This is a genomic window from Pseudomonas pergaminensis (assembly GCF_024112395.2).
GTDB classification, from domain to species: Bacteria; Pseudomonadota; Gammaproteobacteria; order Pseudomonadales; family Pseudomonadaceae; genus Aquipseudomonas; species Aquipseudomonas pergaminensis.
In genome coordinates this window covers 2,373,728-2,390,105 of sequence record NZ_CP078013.2, presented here as the reverse complement: position 1 = coordinate 2,390,105, position 16,378 = coordinate 2,373,728, and the positions used below count along the sequence as shown (strand labels likewise).

Sequence of the window (16,378 nt, the reverse complement as noted above, 5' to 3'; positions counted from 1 at the left end):
CAAAGTTATGAACGTTTGCCTGAGATCAGGCGGTCCAGCGACCAGGCCCCACCGCCATACGCCAGCAGCGGCAACAACAGGCCCGCCCAGGTCAGGTGCACCGGCCAGGCATCGGGGTACACAAACACCTCGATCACCAGGGTCATGCCCAGCAGCGCAGCGGCCGCCGGACGGGTCAGCAGGCCCAGCACCAGCAACAGCGGGAACAGGTGCTCGGCGTAGGTCGCCAGGTGTGCCGCCCAGTCCGGCGGGATCAGCGGCAAGGCGTACTCCGAACGGAACAGCGTGTAGGTCGACGGCTTGAGTTCAAGCAACCCGGTGACCTTGGTGCGCCCCGACAGAAAGAACACCGCCGCGACCGCCACCCGGGCCACCAGCAACAGCAGGGCTTCGGGGAGCAGGCGCTGGATCAGCGCCGGGGCCGCTCGGCTCATGGCTGCTCCGTCAGGCTGCCAAAGCCTTTGGGCGTCTTGATTTGGGTGCAGGTGCCTTTGTCCACCAACACCCAGGCATTGCCCTGGTAGTCGGTGGTGGCGGTGCCGGCGCACGAAGTGCCTTTGCCCGCGGCGCAATCGTTGGCACCGGCGAGGGACACGCCGAAGCATTTTTCCTGGGGCTTGGGCTCATCGGCGTGGGCCACGGCCGCAAAGGCGCTGATAGACAGGGCGAGGGTTGCCGCGAGGGCTGCGTAAGGACGCTTCATGGGGTGAGTCTCCTGGCTTGACTGAGTGTGGCCAGGGCGCCTTGGGGTCGGTGACCGCCTGCGCCAGCTGGTGGACAGAGTTAAAGCCAGGCGTGTATCCGCTCTGTGTCGCGAACGCGATAGAACGTCATGCCGGTGTATCAGGAGGGTGCGGGGATACAGTTCGATACACAGTCAATAAAACAGTGCCAAAACCCTGGCGCTTTATTCGGCATCCCGAACGACACAATTAGAAATATTCGCCTTTCCGAACGAAGGCCATTGCGTGTCGCCGACGACCGCAAAAATCACCATAAATTTCATGCGGTTGTTGTCATGTTTGTTACATGCCAACTGGCATACATTCTGCTTTATCCCTATTTCTAGTAATAAAATGTTTCAGCCCTGAGACAGTCTCATCCTCTGAAACATGCTGCGCGACCCACCCATAAAAACGACAACGCCCCAAAGGAGGGCGACCTTCCGACCTTTTGATCGACATCAACTTTCCAAAACTGCTGCTGCACATCTGTACCCCAAAAAGGGCGAATGGCCTGATCGCCAATAACAAGCCCGACTATAAAAAGGATGATTTGATGAGCTCGAGCAAGCACCACGCAGTGTCCTTCATGGATGCAGACCACCCCGCGCCGGCCACCCCCGACAGCACCATTGGCTTTGGTCCCTTTCTATTACTGGCCAGGCAGCATGTGTTGCTGCGCAATGGCGAGCCAGTGACCCTGGGCAGCCGCGCGCTCTACCTGTTGATTGCCCTGGTGACCCGTGCCGGCGAACTGCTGGAAAAGTCCGAACTGATCTCCTTCGCCTGGCCCAAGGTGGTGGTGGAGGAATGCAACCTGCGCGCGCAGATCGTCGCGCTGCGCCGTGCCTTGGGCGACGATGGCAACTTCAGCTATATCGTCACCGTGCCGGGCCGCGGCTATCGTTTTGTCGCACCGGTCACGGTGCAGGCGGCGGGTGAAGAGCAGTTGCCGGTGCCGTCCGTGCGGGCTGATGAGCCCTGCCTGGCGGCGCCCACGGTGGAGGTGATCGGCCGTGACGCGTTGACCGCCAGCCTGGCCGACCAGGTCATGAGCCAGCGCTTCGTGACCCTCACCGGCCCCGGTGGGATCGGCAAGACCACCGTGGCCCTGGCCGTGGCACAACGCCTGGCCGCTGAACTCAACCTGGGCAGTTGTTTTGTCGACCTCGCCCCGGCCACCAGTGGGCAATGGGTAGCCGGCATGCTCGCCAGCGCCCTGGGCATCCAGACTGTCAGCGCAGACCCACTGCACTGCGTGGCCGCCAACCTGGCCAACCGCCGCGTGCTGCTGGTGCTGGACAACTGCGAGCACGTACTGCCCGCCACCGCCACCGCCGTGGAAACCCTGCTGCGCAGCGCGCCCCACTGCTGTGTGCTGACCACCAGCCGCGAGCCGCTGCGCGCCGAGGGCGAACGGGTGCACGACCTGGCGCCGCTGGAGGTCCCCGACGCGCACGCCCACCTCAGCGCCAGCCAAGCCCTGGCCTGGTCCGGCGTGCGCCTGTTTGTGGAACGCGTACGCGCCCTCGACCCCGGCTTTGTGTTCAACGATGAAGACGTTGCAGCCGTCAGCGCAATTTGCCGCAAACTCGACAGCAACGCGCTGGCCATCGAGATCGCCGCCGCACGGGTGCGCACCTTTGGTATCCAGGACCTGGTGGGCCTGCTCGACGGCAGCTTCCGCCTGCAGATGACCGGCCGGCGCACCGCCCTCGCCCGCCATCGCTCCCTCAGCGCGACCCTGGATTGGACCTACGCCATGCTCAGTGGCGACGAGCAGACGCTGCTGCGCCAACTGGCGGTGTTCACCGGTTCTTTCACCCTGGACGCGGTCAAGGCGATGACCGCCAGCAGCCGCCTCGACCCGCGCAACGCCCTGCCCCTGCTCGAAAGCCTGATGGACAAGTCGCTGCTGATCGCCAGCGAAGCCTGCGTGCCCAAGCGCTATCGCCTGCTGGAAACCACCCGCGCCTACGCCCTGGAAAAACTCAACGAACAGGGTGAAACCACCGCCACCTGCCAACGTCACGCACGCTATGCGCTGGGGGTTTTGCAAGAAGCCGGGAAGACCCTGGACGGATTGTCCCCGGCCACGTGGCTGGCGCTCTACGGGCCGGAGATCAACACCATTCGTGCCGCGCTCGACTGGGCTTATTCGGCCACCGGCGACCTCTCCCTGGGCATCGACCTGACCTTGGGCGGCGTGCCGTTGTGGCTGCGGTTGTCGCTGGTCAGCGAGTGCCGTACCTGGGTCGACAAGGGCCTGGCCAGTGGTGCCCTTATCCCGCTGCCCTTGCGCCAACGCATGTTGCTGCAGACCGCGCTGGCCAGTGTCTTGATGCTCACCTACGGCACCGGCACAGCAATGCGCGAAGCCTGGCGCCAGGTGTGTGAAGACGCCCGCGACCTGGGCGATGCGGACCACAAATTGCGCGCACTCTGGGGCCTGTGGACCGACCGCTGTGGCTGCAACCAATACACCGAAGCCCTGGAGTTGGCCGAGCGCTACATCGCCCTGAACAGCAGCGGCAGCCACCAACTGCTCGGCAAGCGCATGCGCGCCGTGGCGCTGTTCCACATGGGCGACCTGCTGGGCGCACGGTTGAATATCGACGAAGCGCTCGGCTCACCGTCGGCGCCGCGCTCGCACATCATCGATGTGCACTTCGACCAACGCATTGCCGCCCGCTGCCTCAAGGCCAAGGTGCAGTTGCTCGAAGGGGATGTCGACCCGGCGCTGCGCCTGATCGGCAGCTGCGTGGATGAAGCCATCTCCCTCGATCACCCCGCGACCCTCTGGTACACCCTGTGCCTGGGCGCAATCCCGTTGGCGCTGCTGGCGTCCAACCTGCCGAAAGCGCGCTACTACCTGGGCCTGTTGCAAGACAGCACCACCGGCCAGGACCTGCATATCTGGCGGCAATTTCGCCTGTGTTTCGAGAGCATCCTGCTGATCCGCGAGGGTTCGCCGGAAGCCGGCGTGCCGCAACTGGGCGAAGCGCTGCATCACCTGCAAGGCCAGGGCGACAGCCAGCTCTACAGCCTGCTGCGCTGCGAATACGCCCTCGGCCTGGCGCGCCTGGGCCTGGAGAAACTCGCCCTGGAAGTGCTGGAAGACACCCTGCAACTGGCCCTCGGCCGCCATGAACGCTGGTTCGCGCCACAGATGCTGCGAATCAAGGCGCAACTGACCCTGCGCCAGGCTCACTACGGCTCGGTGGACAAGGCCAAAGTACTGCTGCGCCAAGCGTGGGTTGACGCGCAATTGTCGGGCGCGCACTTCTGGCGGGCCCAGATCGCAACCGACCTGGCCCGCCTCCAGGAACCCAAACTGCGCATCGCCTCCCTGCCCCGCTTCCAGCACCGGTAGGGACGTCCATTGGGAATGCCTGGCTGTGGTGAGCGGGCTCGCTGTGGCGAAGGGGCTTGCTGTGGTGGGCAAGCTTGCTGTGGTAAGCGGGCTTGCTGTGGTGAGCGGGCTTGCCCCGCGCTGGGCTGCGAAGCGGCCCCAACACAGGCACCGCGTTCTTTCAGCCAGAACCCGATTGGCTGTTTTAGGGCCGCTTCGCAGCCCAGCGCGGGGCAAGCCCGCTCACCACAATTACAAGCCAAAGCCACCGGCCGCTCACCACAATTACAAGCCACAATTTGAATTCAATCAAAGCCAAACCGTATCCCACAGCGAATAATCTCCTACCCGCTCAACCAACCCGGCTCGCAATGGATTGGCGATGATGTACCTGGCCATTTTCCGAACATCGTCCTCCACGCGCACCGCCCTATCGTGATAACCGGGCTGCCAGACACGTTCTTTGCTTTGACGACGACGGTTGATGGTCAGCGTGCTACGTGACTTGATACGCCGCATTACATCGGCCAAGGTCTTTTGCTTCAGTTCGAATAGCCAGTGGATATGGTCAGGCATGATCACCCAGGCCACGGAGTCGATCAGGCCCAATTCATGGGCGTGCCGCAATTCGGCAACCAGCAAGCGCCCCAGGAACACGTCAGTGAATAGACGTTGGCGGTTGTGAACGACGATGGTGATGAGGTAACTGCGCCCGTGCTCCGAATATCGTCCGTGGCGCAGGCGGTGGGATTGAGGGGCTAGGCGCAAATCCGTTGTCGATGGCTATGGCGGTGAATACCATCACGTAGGAGCTGATTGAGCCCAGCCGTGGGAAATGGAACTGAGGAAGGAGCTCTGGACACTCATGATCGACTCCCATCCGATCACAGAAGGACCCTGCTTATGTTTCCATTTCTTGCTGCAATCATCCCCGCCTTGGTGGGTGCTGCCAAAGCAGTCGCTGTCGGTGCCGTCACCGGTGTGGCAACTGCCGGCGCCGCCTACGGCACAAGTAAAGCGATTGAGGCCATCGCTGGCGACAAGGCGGCTACGCCCACATCCGATGGGCAAACAGACCCCGCGCCCATCAAAAACCCGGCGACATCCCTTGAGCCGTCCTGGAAAGCCTTGCAAAACGATGTGCCCGAACATCTGCGCCCCCTGGAAAAACCTGCCGTAAAAGAGGCAACACCTGTCGATTTACCTCTGCCGTCAGTCGATGAACACCCCCAAAAGGCGTCAGCTGTCATAGGCGCAGCAAACCCGGTTGCGCCTGCCTTACTTGCTCTCACCGCGGTCCCGACGTCTGGCGCGATGCGCGTTTAGCCTGCTTGATGGCTATGACAACACCCTTGCCTCAGATAAGGCGGGCCGCCACCAGCCAGTCCGCCACGGCCTGGAATGAGGCATCCGGCACCGGGTCGCCGGGCACGGTCTTGCGCGCAATGTCAGCAGCCAGGGCCTTGTCCGGCGCGTGGGGAATGCCCAGGTCGTACGCCTCCTGCAACATCAACAACGCCTCCTCCGGCGATGCCCGGCACACGATCACCGGCACCGGGGTTTCCCCGCGCACGTAACGCACGCCAATCACCCAGCCGTCGGTGGTGCCGATCATCATCGAGGCGCGGTTCAGACCCAGCTTGGTGGCCAGCGCCTGCATTTCATTGCGCTGGCGCCGGCGTTCGCTCTTGATCAGCGGGTCGCCGTCGATGTCCTTGCGTTCGCGCTTGGTTTCGCTGCGGGTCATCTTCATGTCGCGGCCGAACAGCCAGCGCTGCATCATCACGTCCACCGCGCCCACCACAATGAAGGCGCAGAGCACGGTGAACACCAGCGGCTTGAGCACCAGGAAAAACGTCGACTCCATGCACTCCGCCCCACAGCGCGACGATTCCATCAGCGCCTGCAACGCGTGCTTGCCGACCACGTAGAACGCAATCGCCAACACATGCACCTTGATCAGGCCCTTGATGAACTCCACCAGGTTGCGCAGGGCAAAGATCTTCTTCAGGCCCTCTGCCGGGTTGATGCGCTTGAACTCAGGTTTGATCGGGTCCACCGAGAACACAAAGCCGCGCATGGTGATGATATTGGTCAGGATCACCACGCCGGTGGTCACCGCCATCACCGGCAGGGTGATGCCGATCACCAGTTGCTCGGCGTGGTCGAGCACCCGGGGCCAAACGGTGGCGAACGGTTCGATGTAGATCCGCGCGGTCAGGTCGATCAGTGCGGTGACCTGGGCCTTGGCGCGCGGCGCGAGGATCGAGATGCACAGGGTGCAGAACAGGATAACCATGCCCGACACCAGGTCCTGGCTCTTGGCGACCTGGCCTTTCTTGCGCGCGTCCTGGAGCTTCTTGTCCGTCGCCGGCTGGGATTTCTCTTCACTGGTATCGGCCATGGGCTACTCCATGCCGGCCAGGGCCTTGAGCAGTTCGACGGTGCCGCGAAACTCCGCCAGTTGGTCGAGCATCATCGGGATCAGGAAGCCGATGTAGATCACCATCAGGATCGTGAAAAACAGGTTCTTCACCGGCAGCGACAGGTCGAAGATGTGCAGGTTCGGCGCCATGCGCGACAGGTAGGCGAGCATCAGGTCGGTAACCAGCAGCGCAATCAGCAACGGCGAGACCATCAGCACGCCAACACGCATGATCTGGTCGAGGATCGACAACACCGCCAGCAACGCCGAGCTGGCGAAGACCGGCGTAAACGAGGTGACCGGCCAGAGCTGGTAGCTGTGGTAATAACCGTCGACCATCAGGATGAACCCGCCGGACATGAAGAACAGCGTGATCAGCATCACCGTGAGCAGCGTCGCCATCACGCTCGATTCCCCGGACGACAACGGGTCCACCAGTTGCGCCATGGTCGAGCCGCGTTGCAGGTCGATCAACTCCCCCGCCACCTCGGCCGCCCAGAACGGAATGCCAAACAGCAGGCCGATAAGAATGCCGATCAGGAATTCCTTGATCAGCAACCCGGCGATAAACACGCTGCCGTGCTCCGGCATTGACGTCAGCGCTTCGAACACCGGGAAGAACATCGGGATGGAAATCGCCACCGCCACGCAGCCGCGGATCATCCCGGTGAGGCCCAAGCGGTTGAACGCCGGGGTGATCACCACCACGCCCATGGCACGGCAGGCAGCGAGCGAGGCGGCGCTGATCACCGGGTAGGCGACTTCCAGGAACTGCGCGGTCAGGCTGGCATCCATGGGCGGTCAGCGCGTCCACATCGGAAAATTGTCCAGCACCTGGCCGCCCAGCTCCGCCACTTGCCCGGCGAGTACCGGGCCCAGGAAGACGATGGTCAGCAGCACCGCCACCAGCTTCACCACCTGGGGCAGGGTCTGGTCCTGGATCTGCGTCAGCGCCTGGAACAAGCCCACGCTCAAGCCCACGATAATCGCCACCCCCAACGCCGGCGCGGAGAGCATCAGCACGGTCATCAGTGCCTGTTTCATCAATGACAGGAATACGTCCTGGCCCATGGGTCGTGCCTCAGCCGTAACTCAGAATCAAACCGTGCATCAGGCGCGACCAGCCGCTCAGGGACACGAATAAAAAGATCTTCAGCGGAATGGAGATCAGGTTCGGCGAGACCATCGACATGCCCATCGCCATCAGCACGTTGGACACCAGCAGGTCCACCACCAGGAACGGGATATAGAGCAAAAAGCCGATCTCGAACGCACGGGTCAGCTCCGAGCTGACAAACGCCGGAATCAGCACCACCAGGTCATCGTCACGCAGGTCGGCCCGCGCTTGCGGCGACCAGATGGTCTCGGTGGCCTGCACGAAAAAACCACGCTCGGACTCATTGGCGAACCGCGCCAAATGCGCCTGCAACGGCGGGCGCAGGGCGTCCCCCAGGTCCTTGAGTTGCTCCACATGCTCGATGTTGAGGTCGCGGCCCTCCACCTGCCGGTACATGTCGCCAATCAACGGCGTGGTCACGTACACCGAGAGGATCAGCGCAATGCCGTACAGCACCAGGTTCGGCGGGGTCTGTTGCACGCCGAGGGCGTTGCGGATCAGGAACAGCACCACCGAGATCTTCATGAACCCGGTGAGCGTCACCACCGCCAACGGGATCAACCCGATCGTCGCAACGACCAGGATGATCTCGATCAGGTTCGGCTGATAACCGGTCATGGGGTGGCGAAACTCAGCAGGCGCACGCCCAAGCCGTCACCGATTTTCACCAGTTGGCCCTGGCCGACGCGGCGGCCGTTGACCATCAGATCGACGCTGTCCACGCCCGGCGTGTTGAGCTGCAACAGGCTGCCCGCGCCCAGTTCACGCAACTGCGCCAGGGTCAGTTCCAGGCTGCCCACCTGGCACACCAGTTTCAACGGCAAGTCATCCAGCGCCGTGGCGGCATCAACATCGGTCATGGTGTTCTCCGGTTCCAGAAAGGGGGCTTTCAAGGCTTCCTGCAGGCGCAGGACTTCACCCTGGTATTGGCAGCGGGCCTGCAAGCGGCCGTCGAGGTCCAGTAGCAGGCCGGGGCCTTGCTCCAGCATCAGCACATCGCCGGGGCGCAGGCTGCGCAGCTCGCCGAGGTTCAACCATTGCCGCCCCGCCACCACCGCCAGGGTCTGGCGCAGGGCCGGCAACGGGTCGGGCGCGATCGGTGCGTATTGCGCCAGCAACTGCGCCACCAGCACGGCGGCGCCTTCGCTCAGGTCCAGTTGGACGCTCACCGCCGGCTGGCTGCCGAAGCTCAGCTCCAGCGCGACTTGCATGGCAAACACCGCCTGGCCGTCAGCGGCGTCGAGCAACTGCACCGGATGGCCGAGCAACGGTTCCAAGGCCTCGATCAGGTCGAGCACCGCCAACTCCAGCAACAACGAACGCGGCAACGCCGGCAGTTGCTTCACATCGAACGGCAACGCCAGCGGTAGCAACAATTGCTCCAGCGCAGCGGCGGGCAAACGCAGCCGCGCCGGAGCGCGACCGAGCGCCAGCAACACCTCATGCGGTGCCACAAGCACCTGGGGCTCGGCGGCCCAGGACACACGCAAGTCCTGCCCGGCACAACGGCCCTGCCAGGGACGACGGCGGCGATGCACCTGGTTATGCAGGGCCAGCAACGCCGGGTCGTAGTGGGTCAACCACGGCGACAGCGGGTCGGCAAGGGCTGTGATCATGTGCCGGTGCCTTCATCACGCAACTCATCCACCCGACGCTCATCGCTCTCACGGCCTTCCAGCAGGCTTTGCCAGGCATCCGACTGACGCTGGCGGCTCAAGCGTTCCTGACGGAACAAGTCACGCTCACGCTCCTGGCTTTCCAGGGTAATGGACACATGGGTCACATCGTTTTCCAATTGCTGCTGGTCATCCGACAAACCGCGCAAACGGTCCTGAGCAGCCTGCCAACTCGCCACCGACAACCCCTCGGTGAGCGACGCATACACCTGGCGCGCCTCCTCGGCAATGGCTTCCCGGTGCAAACGCAACTGCTCCTTGGCGTCGGTCAACACACCGTGCGTCTGCTCACAGCGCTGCTGCTGCGCAGCCAGTTGGCTCGCGGCCCTTTGCTCACGCAAGACCCGCAAGGATTGCAGGGTGCGCAGTTGTTCGGTTTTCATTCGGTTGTCTCCATTTTCATGCCAAACCACATCAAGTAACCCATGAAGCTCCTACACGTACCCACGATGCGAAGCGAGCCGCTCTTGATCTTGCTCTTGCCTTTGATCTTGCTGTTGATCTGAGGCGCCCCGTAAAACCACGCTGGCCGAACGCAGGCTTGAATCCGTGGGTAACCCGGCAGGACGCCGGGTTAGCCGCCCCGCGCCATGGATGGCGCGTGGCGGCGGCCCACGGATTCAAGCCGGAGTGAGGGCATGCCGAGCCTAAGCGAGGCACCGAGTGGTGGGGCGAGGACCTTTTGGTTACTTTTGGGTCCTTCCAAAAGTGACCCGCTGTAAGAGCGGAACCATAAGTCGCCGTTACCGCAGCAATGGATATGTACACCCACAGACCGCCATCTCCGGCAAGCCAGCTCCTACAACTACCGGCGAATGCATCCAGCTTCATGCCAGTACCTGCCGCATGCGTACCAACGTCTGTTCAAGGCTGCTCGGTTCATCAGCGTTCTGACGCAAGAAGGCTTCGATGGCCGCGTGACGGTTGATCGCTTCGTCCGCCAGCGGGTCGCTGCCAGCGGAGTATTCGCCCACCCGAATCAGCATCTCGATCTCGCCATACCGCGCCATCAACTCACGAATCCGCATGGCCAAACGCTTATGCTCCTCACCCGCCACCTGCTCCATCAACCGGCTACGACTGCGCAACACATCCACCGCCGGAAAGTAATTACGCTGAGCCAGCTCGGCACTCAACGCGATATGCCCATCAAGAATCGAACGAGCCTCCTCCGCCACCGGATCACTGGCCGCATCGCCCTCGGTGAGCACCGTGTACAACGCGGTAATACTCCCGGTCGGCCCCGGCCCCGCACGCTCCAGCAGACGCGGCAAAGCCGAGAAAAACGACGGCGGATAACCCCGCCGAGTCGGCGGCTCACCCACAGCCAGGCCGATCTCACGCTGCGCACGGGCAAAGCGAGTCAGGCTGTCCATCAACAGCAACACAGTACGACCCTGGTCACGGTGGTATTCAGCCAGAGTGGTAGCGACAAACGCCGCACGTACCCGCTCGGCCGCCGGACGATCCGACGTCGCGACCACCGCCACCGTGCGCGCACGGGCCTGGGTATCCAGTTGCACATCGAGCAGCTCGCGCACCTCCCTGCCCCGCTCGCCAATCAGCCCGATCACGATCACATCCGCTTCGCTGTTGCGAATGATGCTGGCCAACAACGACGACTTGCCCACGCCGGGCTCACCAAAAATCCCCATGCGCTGGCCCTGGGCCAAGGTCAACAAGCCATCGATGGAGCGAATGCCCAGGGCCATCGAGCGCACGATCAGTTGCCGGGAAAACGGTGCCGGCGGTTCGGCATGCAGCGGGTAATGCTGCAAGGCCACGGTCGGTGGAAGGCCGTCGCCATCGAGGAAATCTCCCATGGGGCTGATCACCCGCCCCAACTGCGCATCACCGACCGCCACGCCCAGGGTCTCGCCAGTGGCGGTGATCTGGGTGCGCGTGGACAGCCCCTCCATGGAGCCAATGGGCGACAGGATCGCCTCGTCACCATCAAAACCTATCACCTCGGCACTCAGGCTGCGTGCGCTGCCGGGTTCGCGCAGTTGGCACAATTCGCCAATGCTCGCGCCCGCCACACTGGCCCGCAGCAGCACACCACGAATGCTCAGCACCGTGCCGTGCATGGGCCGCAGACGCGCCTGGGCCAGGCGTGCGCTGAGTCGAGGCAGCAACTGCTCAAGGTTCATGCCACGCCCTCTTCGGCGAAAGGCAACAAGCTGCGACGCAGGTTGTGCAATTGGGCTTCAAGGCCCAACTCCACGGAACCGGCCGGGCTGTTCAGGCGTGCTTGGCCGGCGTGCAACTGTTCATCGGCGTCCACCGCAATCGCCAGCCCTTCCAGCGTAAGGCGCTGGCGCAATGCATCGACTTCCGCCGGCGGCACCCACAGGGTCAGGGCCTGGTCCTGGCGAAACGCACTCAAGGCCTGGCGGGTACTGCGCACCACGCGATCGGCGTTATCCAGTTCGCCCAGCACTTCGCGCACGATGCCCAGGGCCAGGTCGGCCAGGGACCCTTCCAGGCTGCTCAAGTAGTGCTGCACCTGGGACTGGGTCTGCAGCAGCAACTGCGCCACCTGTTCGGCGCCTTCCTGCCGAGCACTTTCAAAGCCCTCGGCGCGGGCGCTGCTCAGCCATTGCTCGCTGTCGGTCTTGATCTGTTCGGCCTGTGCCTTGGCCGCTTGCAGGAAGGCAAAACCGTCGCTCCACAACGCGGCCTCTTCGGCACGCAGGATGCGGGCGGTGGGACGACTCGGCAATTCACTCATGGCGTAATCTCCTCGGCCAGCAGGCACGCGGCAGCGGCCTGGACGATCTCCAGGTCGCGGGGCACCCTGGCGCCGTCACCCTGGGGAAAGGCAAACCGCAAACGCAACCAGCCCTGCCAGTCGGCATGTTGGGCGTGCAACCACGCGGCGACACAGCCCTGGCCGTCGCGGTCAATGGCCTCGACCAATTCAGCGGGATCACGCAGCAGATCCGCCGCGCCGCCCAGTTGGCGCAAGGCCAGGGCGGCCACGAAGACTTCGGCGCCGAGGCCTTCGCGCAGCTCATTGACCACCTCGCGACGGATCTCCCGGCTCAGGGTCGAGGCATGCCAGATCGCCCCGCACTGCCTCGGCAAGCGGGCGAACTGCGCCGGCGACAGCAGCAACACCGGCAAGTCCGCCGCCACAGGTGGGATCAATTGATCCATGGGCGCCAATTGGTAATGGCTGACCAGCAGCTGTTCCAGTCGCTGGCGAAAGCGCGGCTGGCCCTGCATCGCCTGCAGCACCGCTTCCGGCAACTCATCGGCAAAACACCCGCCCAGGCTGGCCCCACGCACGAACTGCAAGGGCTCGGCCACCAGCCCCTGCCAACGCTCGAACAAACTCATTCACCCTCCTTGAGCACATACAGCGCCTGGGACTGGCGGCGCACCCATTGCTGGCGGGCCAGCACGCCCAGCGCACCGAGTGCGATCAGGAGCAGCGCACCGAACATCAAGCGTGCCTGTGGCAGGTTATCTTCCAGCAGCCACAGGCCCAGGAAGCGCGCCAGCCGTGGTTGCGCCGGGTTTTGGCTGATGGCGACAGCGGCCTTGATCGCGGTCACCGAGACACCGTCGTAGCTGAGCCCGGAGATGCCGTTGGCCACCAGGGTCTTGATCTGTGGGATCAGCGTGTTGATGTCGGTGCCCGGGTCGTAACGCACCAGCACCGAGGCCGACGACGGCGAGATCACGCGCCTGAGCAAGTCGTTGTCCGGCAGCACCACGTGCACACGGGCGGCAACGATGCCGTCGATCTGCGACACCGAGTGGGACAGTTCTTCGCTCAACGCATAGATCATCTGCGCCCGCTCCTGCACGGGGGACGACACCAGGCCATTGCCCTTGAACACCTCGCCCATGTTAGAAAAACTCTGCTGCGGCAGGCCGGCGTTATCAAGCAGGGTCATGGCTTCGGCAAAGCGCGATTCGTCGACCACCACCTTGAGCTGGCCATTGTCCTGGGCCTTGCGTTCCGCCGGGATGCCACCGCGCAGCAGCACCGCGACCATCGCGTTGGCGTCACGCTCGCTGAGGTTGGTGTAGAGGTCGGTGTTGCACGCTTGCAGCAGGCTGGCGAGCAGGCCGATCAGCAACAGGCGCAGGGCGCGGTTTGGGCTTGGCATACGGTTATTGACCCTTGAGCAAGGTGTTGGCGGACCCGGAAATCTGCGTCGCGCCGCGCACCACCATCTGGGTTTCGATGGAGTAGTCGAACATCTTGCCCAGGGAGTGGACGATCTGGTCGACCTGTTGCTCGCCGACTTTTTTCCCCGGCTCTGCCGATGGCGAGGCACTGGCTGTGCGGATCTCTGCCTGGGCTGGCGGCGGTGCCGACGGGTTATTGGTGAGCAGGTCGGCACGCTCGGAAAAAGCCCGTGTGCGATCGATGAAACTGTTCATCCGCTCCATCAGGCCCGAGCCGATCTGGTGCGGGCTGGCGCCTTCGGGCATGCCCTTGGCGGTGTTGGCCATGTGCTCGAACAGGTTCTGCGAGGCCCCAGCGGGCCCCGCGCCGGCAGACGGCGGCAACGCCGAAGCGCCGGCGGCGAGACTGATAGTCATAGGGGCTTCCTATTCTTCGTCGTCATCGGACATGGCGTCGTTCAGCAGTTCCTGCATCTTGGGCATGATGATGAACTGGCCGCCGTAGGTGACCGCCTGGGTGATGAACGAATCGGTGAGCTCGGCGTCGGTCGGCTCGGCAGGTTTGTCGGCGGCCTTGGCGTTATCCACCGCAGCATTGAACTTGGCTTCAGGGCTGGCGCCACCAGGGGCGAGATTGCTGTCTACGGCCGTTACGGACATGGTGCTGCTCCTTTACTGGGTTGGGGTTTCGGTACTGACTTGGGCGCCACGGAACACCCGCACGCCCCGCTCGCGCGCCACCGGGGTGGCCACGGCCTTGGGGTGCAGGTGGTCGACATGCTGTTGCACCAGCGCCAGGTACGGCGGTGGTCCGGACACGAACACTTCGTCGCCCTCGGGGCCGTTGCGCATGGACAGCTGCTGGCCGAACACATCGAGGGTGTTGAGGTAGGCCTGCAACTGGTCCAGGTCCAGGGCGCTGGCCTTGAACAGCTTGGTGCTGATTTCATCGCTGGCGTTGAGGTACAGCAGGTTGCCGTCGAAGTACCAGGTGAGGCCGTTGGTGCTGCACAGGGCCTGCAGGAACTCCCCGGCGGTGGCCGCGCGAAGGGTGCTGCGGGCCTTGCCGCGGACCTTGTCGGAGAGCACCAGCGGCACCTCGAGGTTGTGGCCGAATTCTTCCAGGGCGCTGCGTACATCCTGGTCGACCAGCACGTAGGCGTACGGCTGGGAGAACCACGCGGGCTCTTCGGCGGCGCGGGCCAAACTGCTGCTGAACAGGCATAGGACAGCCAGCAAAAATATGCTTACATGGCGTCCGCCTTCGCCAGACGAGTTGTGACGATGCCCAAGAATTTCCTGCTCGCCAGTACCCTGTTGCTGGCCGCCTGCTCCAGCAAGCCCGCGACCGATTCCGACAAGTCCTTGCAACTGGCCGATGACCTGAGCAAACGCGGCGACTATGCCAGTGCGGCGGCGCTGTACGAGCGTGCGGCGCAGCAACCTGGCGCCGGTATCGAGCTGTGGCTCAAGCTCGGCCAGGCCAGGCTCGACGCCAAGGACGCGGCGGGCGCCGAGCGTGCCTACCAGCAGGCCCTGGGTTTCGACGCGCGCAATGCCGACGCCCTGCTCGGCCTGGGTACCGCGCAATTGCAGTTGGGCAAGACTCAGCGTGCGGTCACCGCCCTGGGCCAGGCCGCCGAGATCAGCCACTTGCCGGTTGCCTACACCCGCCTGGGTGTCGCGCAGATCCTCAATGGCCAGGCCGGTGCAGCGCAAAGCGCGTTCGCCAAGAGCCTGAGCCTCAAGCCCGACGACCTCGACAACCGTTGCAACCTGGCCCTGGCGTACGCGCTGGGTGGGCAGTCGCAACAGGCGTTGGACACCATCGCCTCGGTCACCCAATCGCCCCGCGCCTTGCCTCGGCATCAACGCAATGTGCTGTTGGTGATGGTGCTGGCCGGTCATGAGCAGCGGGTTGCCACACTGCCGCTGGATGACATTCCGGCTGCCGAGCGTGAGCGGTTGGTGGCGGAAGCGAAACGCATCAAAGCCATCAGCGACCCGGTGGCGCAAGCAAAAGAGCTGGGGTTGGTAGCCCCCAACTGACACAACACAAGACTGCTTTTGATCTGCTTTTGATTTCAAGCGCTCCATAAAACCACGCTGGCCGAAGTGAGGGCATGCCGAGCCTAGGCGAGGTGCAGAGTGGTGGGACGAGGACCTTTTGGTTACTTTTGGCTGGGCCGGCTTCCGGTCCTTCCAAAAGTGACCCACTGTAAGAGCGGAACCATAAGCGGCCGTTACCGCAGCAATGGATACGTACTCCAGCCCAAAATCTCTAGCGCCAGACACAAAGCTTTCGCGAGCAAGCCCGCTCCCACAGTTGGGATGTGGGGTGTCAGGTAGATTTGGGTTGGCTGGGAGGCCGTCATCGCAGGCAAGCCAGCTCCCACAGTTGGGATGTGGGGTGTCAGGTAGGTTTGGGTTGGCCGGGAGGCCGCTATCGCTGGCAAGCCAGCTCCCACAGTTGGTATGTGGGGTGTCAGGTAGATTGGGGTTGGCTGGGAGGCCGCTATCGCTGGCAAGCCAGTTCCTGCATGGGATCAGCGTACAAGCGGTCATTGTTGGCCCCCCGCTGCGCCAGCCTTGGCTTCTTGTTGGTCTTTGCGGCGCTGTAGCTGTTCGCGGTCGAAGCCTTCGATGTAGACCTGGGCGGCGCGGCCTACGGGGGCGGCCATGGCCGGGCCGGTCGGGCGGCCTTGGGTCAGGTCCTGCTTGCGCTCGACCATCTGCATCAGGTTCAAGTTATTCGCGCAGCCCAACGCCAGGGTCGGCTTGAAGTCTTCGCCCAGGCCGATGGTGTCGGTGGCCGGCGGTTGCTGACACTGGGTCGGCAGGCCATCCGCGCGGTATTCGGACGAGTAATAAGTCGGCGCCAAATGGGTCTGGCAACCCATCAGTGCCAGGGGCAACAGCATCAACACTCGCAAAGCAGTCATG

At 63.6% G+C, this 16,378-nt stretch carries 20 protein-coding genes; 3 read left to right on the top strand and 17 right to left on the bottom strand.

The genetic code is table 11. From position 1 onward, the window contains the following. Window positions 1-5: 5 nt before the first annotated feature. Complete coding sequence (locus KUA23_RS11035; RefSeq protein WP_078047861.1) at window positions 6-434, bottom strand: DoxX family protein; 429 nt, start codon at window positions 432-434, stop codon at window positions 6-8. Beyond that, entirely contained in the window at window positions 431-703 is a 273-nt protein-coding gene (locus KUA23_RS11030; RefSeq protein ID WP_078047860.1) for a BufA1 family periplasmic bufferin-type metallophore, read from the bottom strand. Before KUA23_RS11030 ends, KUA23_RS11035 begins: the two co-directional genes overlap by 4 nt. A gap of 608 nt (window positions 704-1,311) precedes the next feature. On the opposite strand from KUA23_RS11030, the gene KUA23_RS11025 reads away from it, so the two are divergent. Beyond that, window positions 1,312-4,095 carry an ATP-binding protein gene (locus KUA23_RS11025; protein ID WP_428847457.1) on the top strand — a complete coding sequence of 928 codons (2,784 nt, stop codon included), beginning with the start codon at window positions 1,312-1,314 and terminating at the stop codon, window positions 4,093-4,095. 288 nt (window positions 4,096-4,383) lie between these two features. Here KUA23_RS11025 and KUA23_RS11020 read toward each other — a convergent pair whose 3' ends face one another. Then, window positions 4,384-4,842, bottom strand: coding sequence for an REP-associated tyrosine transposase (locus tag KUA23_RS11020; protein WP_100491061.1), 459 nt, complete (start codon window positions 4,840-4,842; stop codon window positions 4,384-4,386). Between the two features lie 135 nt (window positions 4,843-4,977). Here KUA23_RS11020 and KUA23_RS11015 point away from each other — a divergent pair, with 135 nt between their 5' ends. After that, the gene (locus KUA23_RS11015) at window positions 4,978-5,400 is read left to right on the top strand and encodes a hypothetical protein (RefSeq protein WP_100491062.1); all 423 of its coding nucleotides are present in this window, start codon (window positions 4,978-4,980) and stop codon (window positions 5,398-5,400) included. A 31-nt stretch (window positions 5,401-5,431) separates the two neighbouring features. Here the strand turns inward: KUA23_RS11015 and KUA23_RS11010 are convergent, their stop codons facing one another. The 13 genes from KUA23_RS11010 to KUA23_RS10950 all read right to left on the bottom strand — a co-directional run bounded on the left by KUA23_RS11010 (window position 5,432) and on the right by KUA23_RS10950 (window position 14,671). After that, window positions 5,432-6,478, bottom strand: a complete 1,047-nt coding sequence (locus tag KUA23_RS11010; RefSeq protein WP_252993931.1) for an EscU/YscU/HrcU family type III secretion system export apparatus switch protein — start codon at window positions 6,476-6,478, stop codon at window positions 5,432-5,434. A gap of 3 nt (window positions 6,479-6,481) precedes the next feature. After that, window positions 6,482-7,294 (bottom strand): type III secretion system export apparatus subunit SctT, encoded by an 813-nt coding sequence (gene sctT, locus KUA23_RS11005; protein ID WP_100491064.1) that lies wholly within the window; start codon window positions 7,292-7,294, stop codon window positions 6,482-6,484. A gap of 6 nt (window positions 7,295-7,300) precedes the next feature. Continuing rightward, window positions 7,301-7,570, bottom strand: coding sequence for an EscS/YscS/HrcS family type III secretion system export apparatus protein (locus tag KUA23_RS11000; protein ID WP_016969171.1), 270 nt, complete (start codon window positions 7,568-7,570; stop codon window positions 7,301-7,303). 10 nt (window positions 7,571-7,580) lie between these two features. Next, window positions 7,581-8,234, bottom strand: coding sequence for a type III secretion system export apparatus subunit SctR (sctR, locus tag KUA23_RS10995; protein ID WP_078047854.1), 654 nt, complete (start codon window positions 8,232-8,234; stop codon window positions 7,581-7,583). Next, window positions 8,231-9,232 carry a type III secretion system cytoplasmic ring protein SctQ gene (sctQ, locus tag KUA23_RS10990; RefSeq protein WP_252993930.1) on the bottom strand — a complete coding sequence of 334 codons (1,002 nt, stop codon included), beginning with the start codon at window positions 9,230-9,232 and terminating at the stop codon, window positions 8,231-8,233. Before sctQ ends, sctR begins: the two co-directional genes overlap by 4 nt. Beyond that, a complete protein-coding gene (locus KUA23_RS10985) occupies window positions 9,229-9,675 on the bottom strand; it encodes a hypothetical protein (RefSeq protein WP_099493880.1) in 447 nt (148 codons plus the stop codon). The genes sctQ and KUA23_RS10985 overlap by 4 nt, the downstream gene beginning before the upstream one ends. Before the next feature lie 444 nt (window positions 9,676-10,119). Then, on the bottom strand, window positions 10,120-11,442 hold the full coding sequence (locus KUA23_RS10980; RefSeq protein ID WP_252993929.1) for a FliI/YscN family ATPase: 1,323 nt from the start codon (window positions 11,440-11,442) through the stop codon (window positions 10,120-10,122). Then, window positions 11,439-12,023 carry a FliH/SctL family protein gene (locus KUA23_RS10975; RefSeq protein WP_078047850.1) on the bottom strand — a complete coding sequence of 195 codons (585 nt, stop codon included), beginning with the start codon at window positions 12,021-12,023 and terminating at the stop codon, window positions 11,439-11,441. The genes KUA23_RS10980 and KUA23_RS10975 overlap by 4 nt, the downstream gene beginning before the upstream one ends. After that, window positions 12,020-12,634 (bottom strand): type III secretion protein, encoded by a 615-nt coding sequence (locus KUA23_RS10970; protein ID WP_100491068.1) that lies wholly within the window; start codon window positions 12,632-12,634, stop codon window positions 12,020-12,022. The genes KUA23_RS10975 and KUA23_RS10970 overlap by 4 nt, the downstream gene beginning before the upstream one ends. Next, window positions 12,631-13,413, bottom strand: coding sequence for a type III secretion system inner membrane ring lipoprotein SctJ (gene sctJ / locus KUA23_RS10965; RefSeq protein WP_252993928.1), 783 nt, complete (start codon window positions 13,411-13,413; stop codon window positions 12,631-12,633). Before sctJ ends, KUA23_RS10970 begins: the two co-directional genes overlap by 4 nt. A gap of 4 nt (window positions 13,414-13,417) precedes the next feature. Next, window positions 13,418-13,852, bottom strand: a complete 435-nt coding sequence (locus KUA23_RS10960) for a hypothetical protein (protein ID WP_078047847.1) — start codon at window positions 13,850-13,852, stop codon at window positions 13,418-13,420. 9 nt (window positions 13,853-13,861) lie between these two features. Next, a complete protein-coding gene (locus tag KUA23_RS10955; protein WP_078047846.1) occupies window positions 13,862-14,095 on the bottom strand; it encodes a hypothetical protein in 234 nt (77 codons plus the stop codon). A gap of 12 nt (window positions 14,096-14,107) precedes the next feature. Continuing rightward, complete coding sequence (locus tag KUA23_RS10950) at window positions 14,108-14,671, bottom strand: type III secretion protein (protein WP_078050899.1); 564 nt, start codon at window positions 14,669-14,671, stop codon at window positions 14,108-14,110. 48 nt (window positions 14,672-14,719) lie between these two features. Here KUA23_RS10950 and KUA23_RS10945 point away from each other — a divergent pair, with 48 nt between their 5' ends. Further along, on the top strand, window positions 14,720-15,484 hold the full coding sequence (locus KUA23_RS10945; RefSeq protein WP_252993927.1) for a tetratricopeptide repeat protein: 765 nt from the start codon (window positions 14,720-14,722) through the stop codon (window positions 15,482-15,484). Window positions 15,485-15,996: 512 nt separating this feature from the next. Here KUA23_RS10945 and KUA23_RS10940 read toward each other — a convergent pair. Next, entirely contained in the window at window positions 15,997-16,377 is a 381-nt protein-coding gene (locus KUA23_RS10940) for a hypothetical protein (protein ID WP_099493875.1), read from the bottom strand. Window position 16,378 lies beyond the last annotated feature (1 nt).

Bases quoted from the DNA above. Each gene is read 5' to 3' on its own strand.
- KUA23_RS11035 (WP_078047861.1), bottom strand. From the start codon at position 434: ATGAGCCGAGCGGCCCCGGCGCTGATCCAGCGCCTGCTCCCCGAAGCC.
- KUA23_RS11030 (WP_078047860.1), bottom strand. From the start codon at position 703: ATGAAGCGTCCTTACGCAGCCCTCGCGGCAACCCTCGCCCTGTCTATC.
- KUA23_RS11025 (WP_428847457.1), top strand. From the start codon at position 1,312: ATGGATGCAGACCACCCCGCGCCGGCCACCCCCGACAGCACCATTGGC.
- KUA23_RS11015 (WP_100491062.1), top strand. From the start codon at position 4,978: ATGTTTCCATTTCTTGCTGCAATCATCCCCGCCTTGGTGGGTGCTGCC.
- KUA23_RS11010 (WP_252993931.1), bottom strand. From the start codon at position 6,478: ATGGCCGATACCAGTGAAGAGAAATCCCAGCCGGCGACGGACAAGAAG.
- sctT (WP_100491064.1), bottom strand. From the start codon at position 7,294: ATGGATGCCAGCCTGACCGCGCAGTTCCTGGAAGTCGCCTACCCGGTG.
- KUA23_RS11000 (WP_016969171.1), bottom strand. From the start codon at position 7,570: ATGGGCCAGGACGTATTCCTGTCATTGATGAAACAGGCACTGATGACC.
- sctR (WP_078047854.1), bottom strand. From the start codon at position 8,234: ATGACCGGTTATCAGCCGAACCTGATCGAGATCATCCTGGTCGTTGCG.
- sctQ (WP_252993930.1), bottom strand. From the start codon at position 9,232: ATGATCACAGCCCTTGCCGACCCGCTGTCGCCGTGGTTGACCCACTAC.
- KUA23_RS10985 (WP_099493880.1), bottom strand. From the start codon at position 9,675: ATGAAAACCGAACAACTGCGCACCCTGCAATCCTTGCGGGTCTTGCGT.
- KUA23_RS10980 (WP_252993929.1), bottom strand. From the start codon at position 11,442: ATGAACCTTGAGCAGTTGCTGCCTCGACTCAGCGCACGCCTGGCCCAG.
- KUA23_RS10975 (WP_078047850.1), bottom strand. From the start codon at position 12,023: ATGAGTGAATTGCCGAGTCGTCCCACCGCCCGCATCCTGCGTGCCGAA.
- KUA23_RS10970 (WP_100491068.1), bottom strand. From the start codon at position 12,634: ATGAGTTTGTTCGAGCGTTGGCAGGGGCTGGTGGCCGAGCCCTTGCAG.
- sctJ (WP_252993928.1), bottom strand. From the start codon at position 13,413: ATGCCAAGCCCAAACCGCGCCCTGCGCCTGTTGCTGATCGGCCTGCTC.
- KUA23_RS10960 (WP_078047847.1), bottom strand. From the start codon at position 13,852: ATGACTATCAGTCTCGCCGCCGGCGCTTCGGCGTTGCCGCCGTCTGCC.
- KUA23_RS10955 (WP_078047846.1), bottom strand. From the start codon at position 14,095: ATGTCCGTAACGGCCGTAGACAGCAATCTCGCCCCTGGTGGCGCCAGC.
- KUA23_RS10945 (WP_252993927.1), top strand. From the start codon at position 14,720: ATGCCCAAGAATTTCCTGCTCGCCAGTACCCTGTTGCTGGCCGCCTGC.
- KUA23_RS10940 (WP_099493875.1), bottom strand. From the start codon at position 16,377: ATGACTGCTTTGCGAGTGTTGATGCTGTTGCCCCTGGCACTGATGGGT.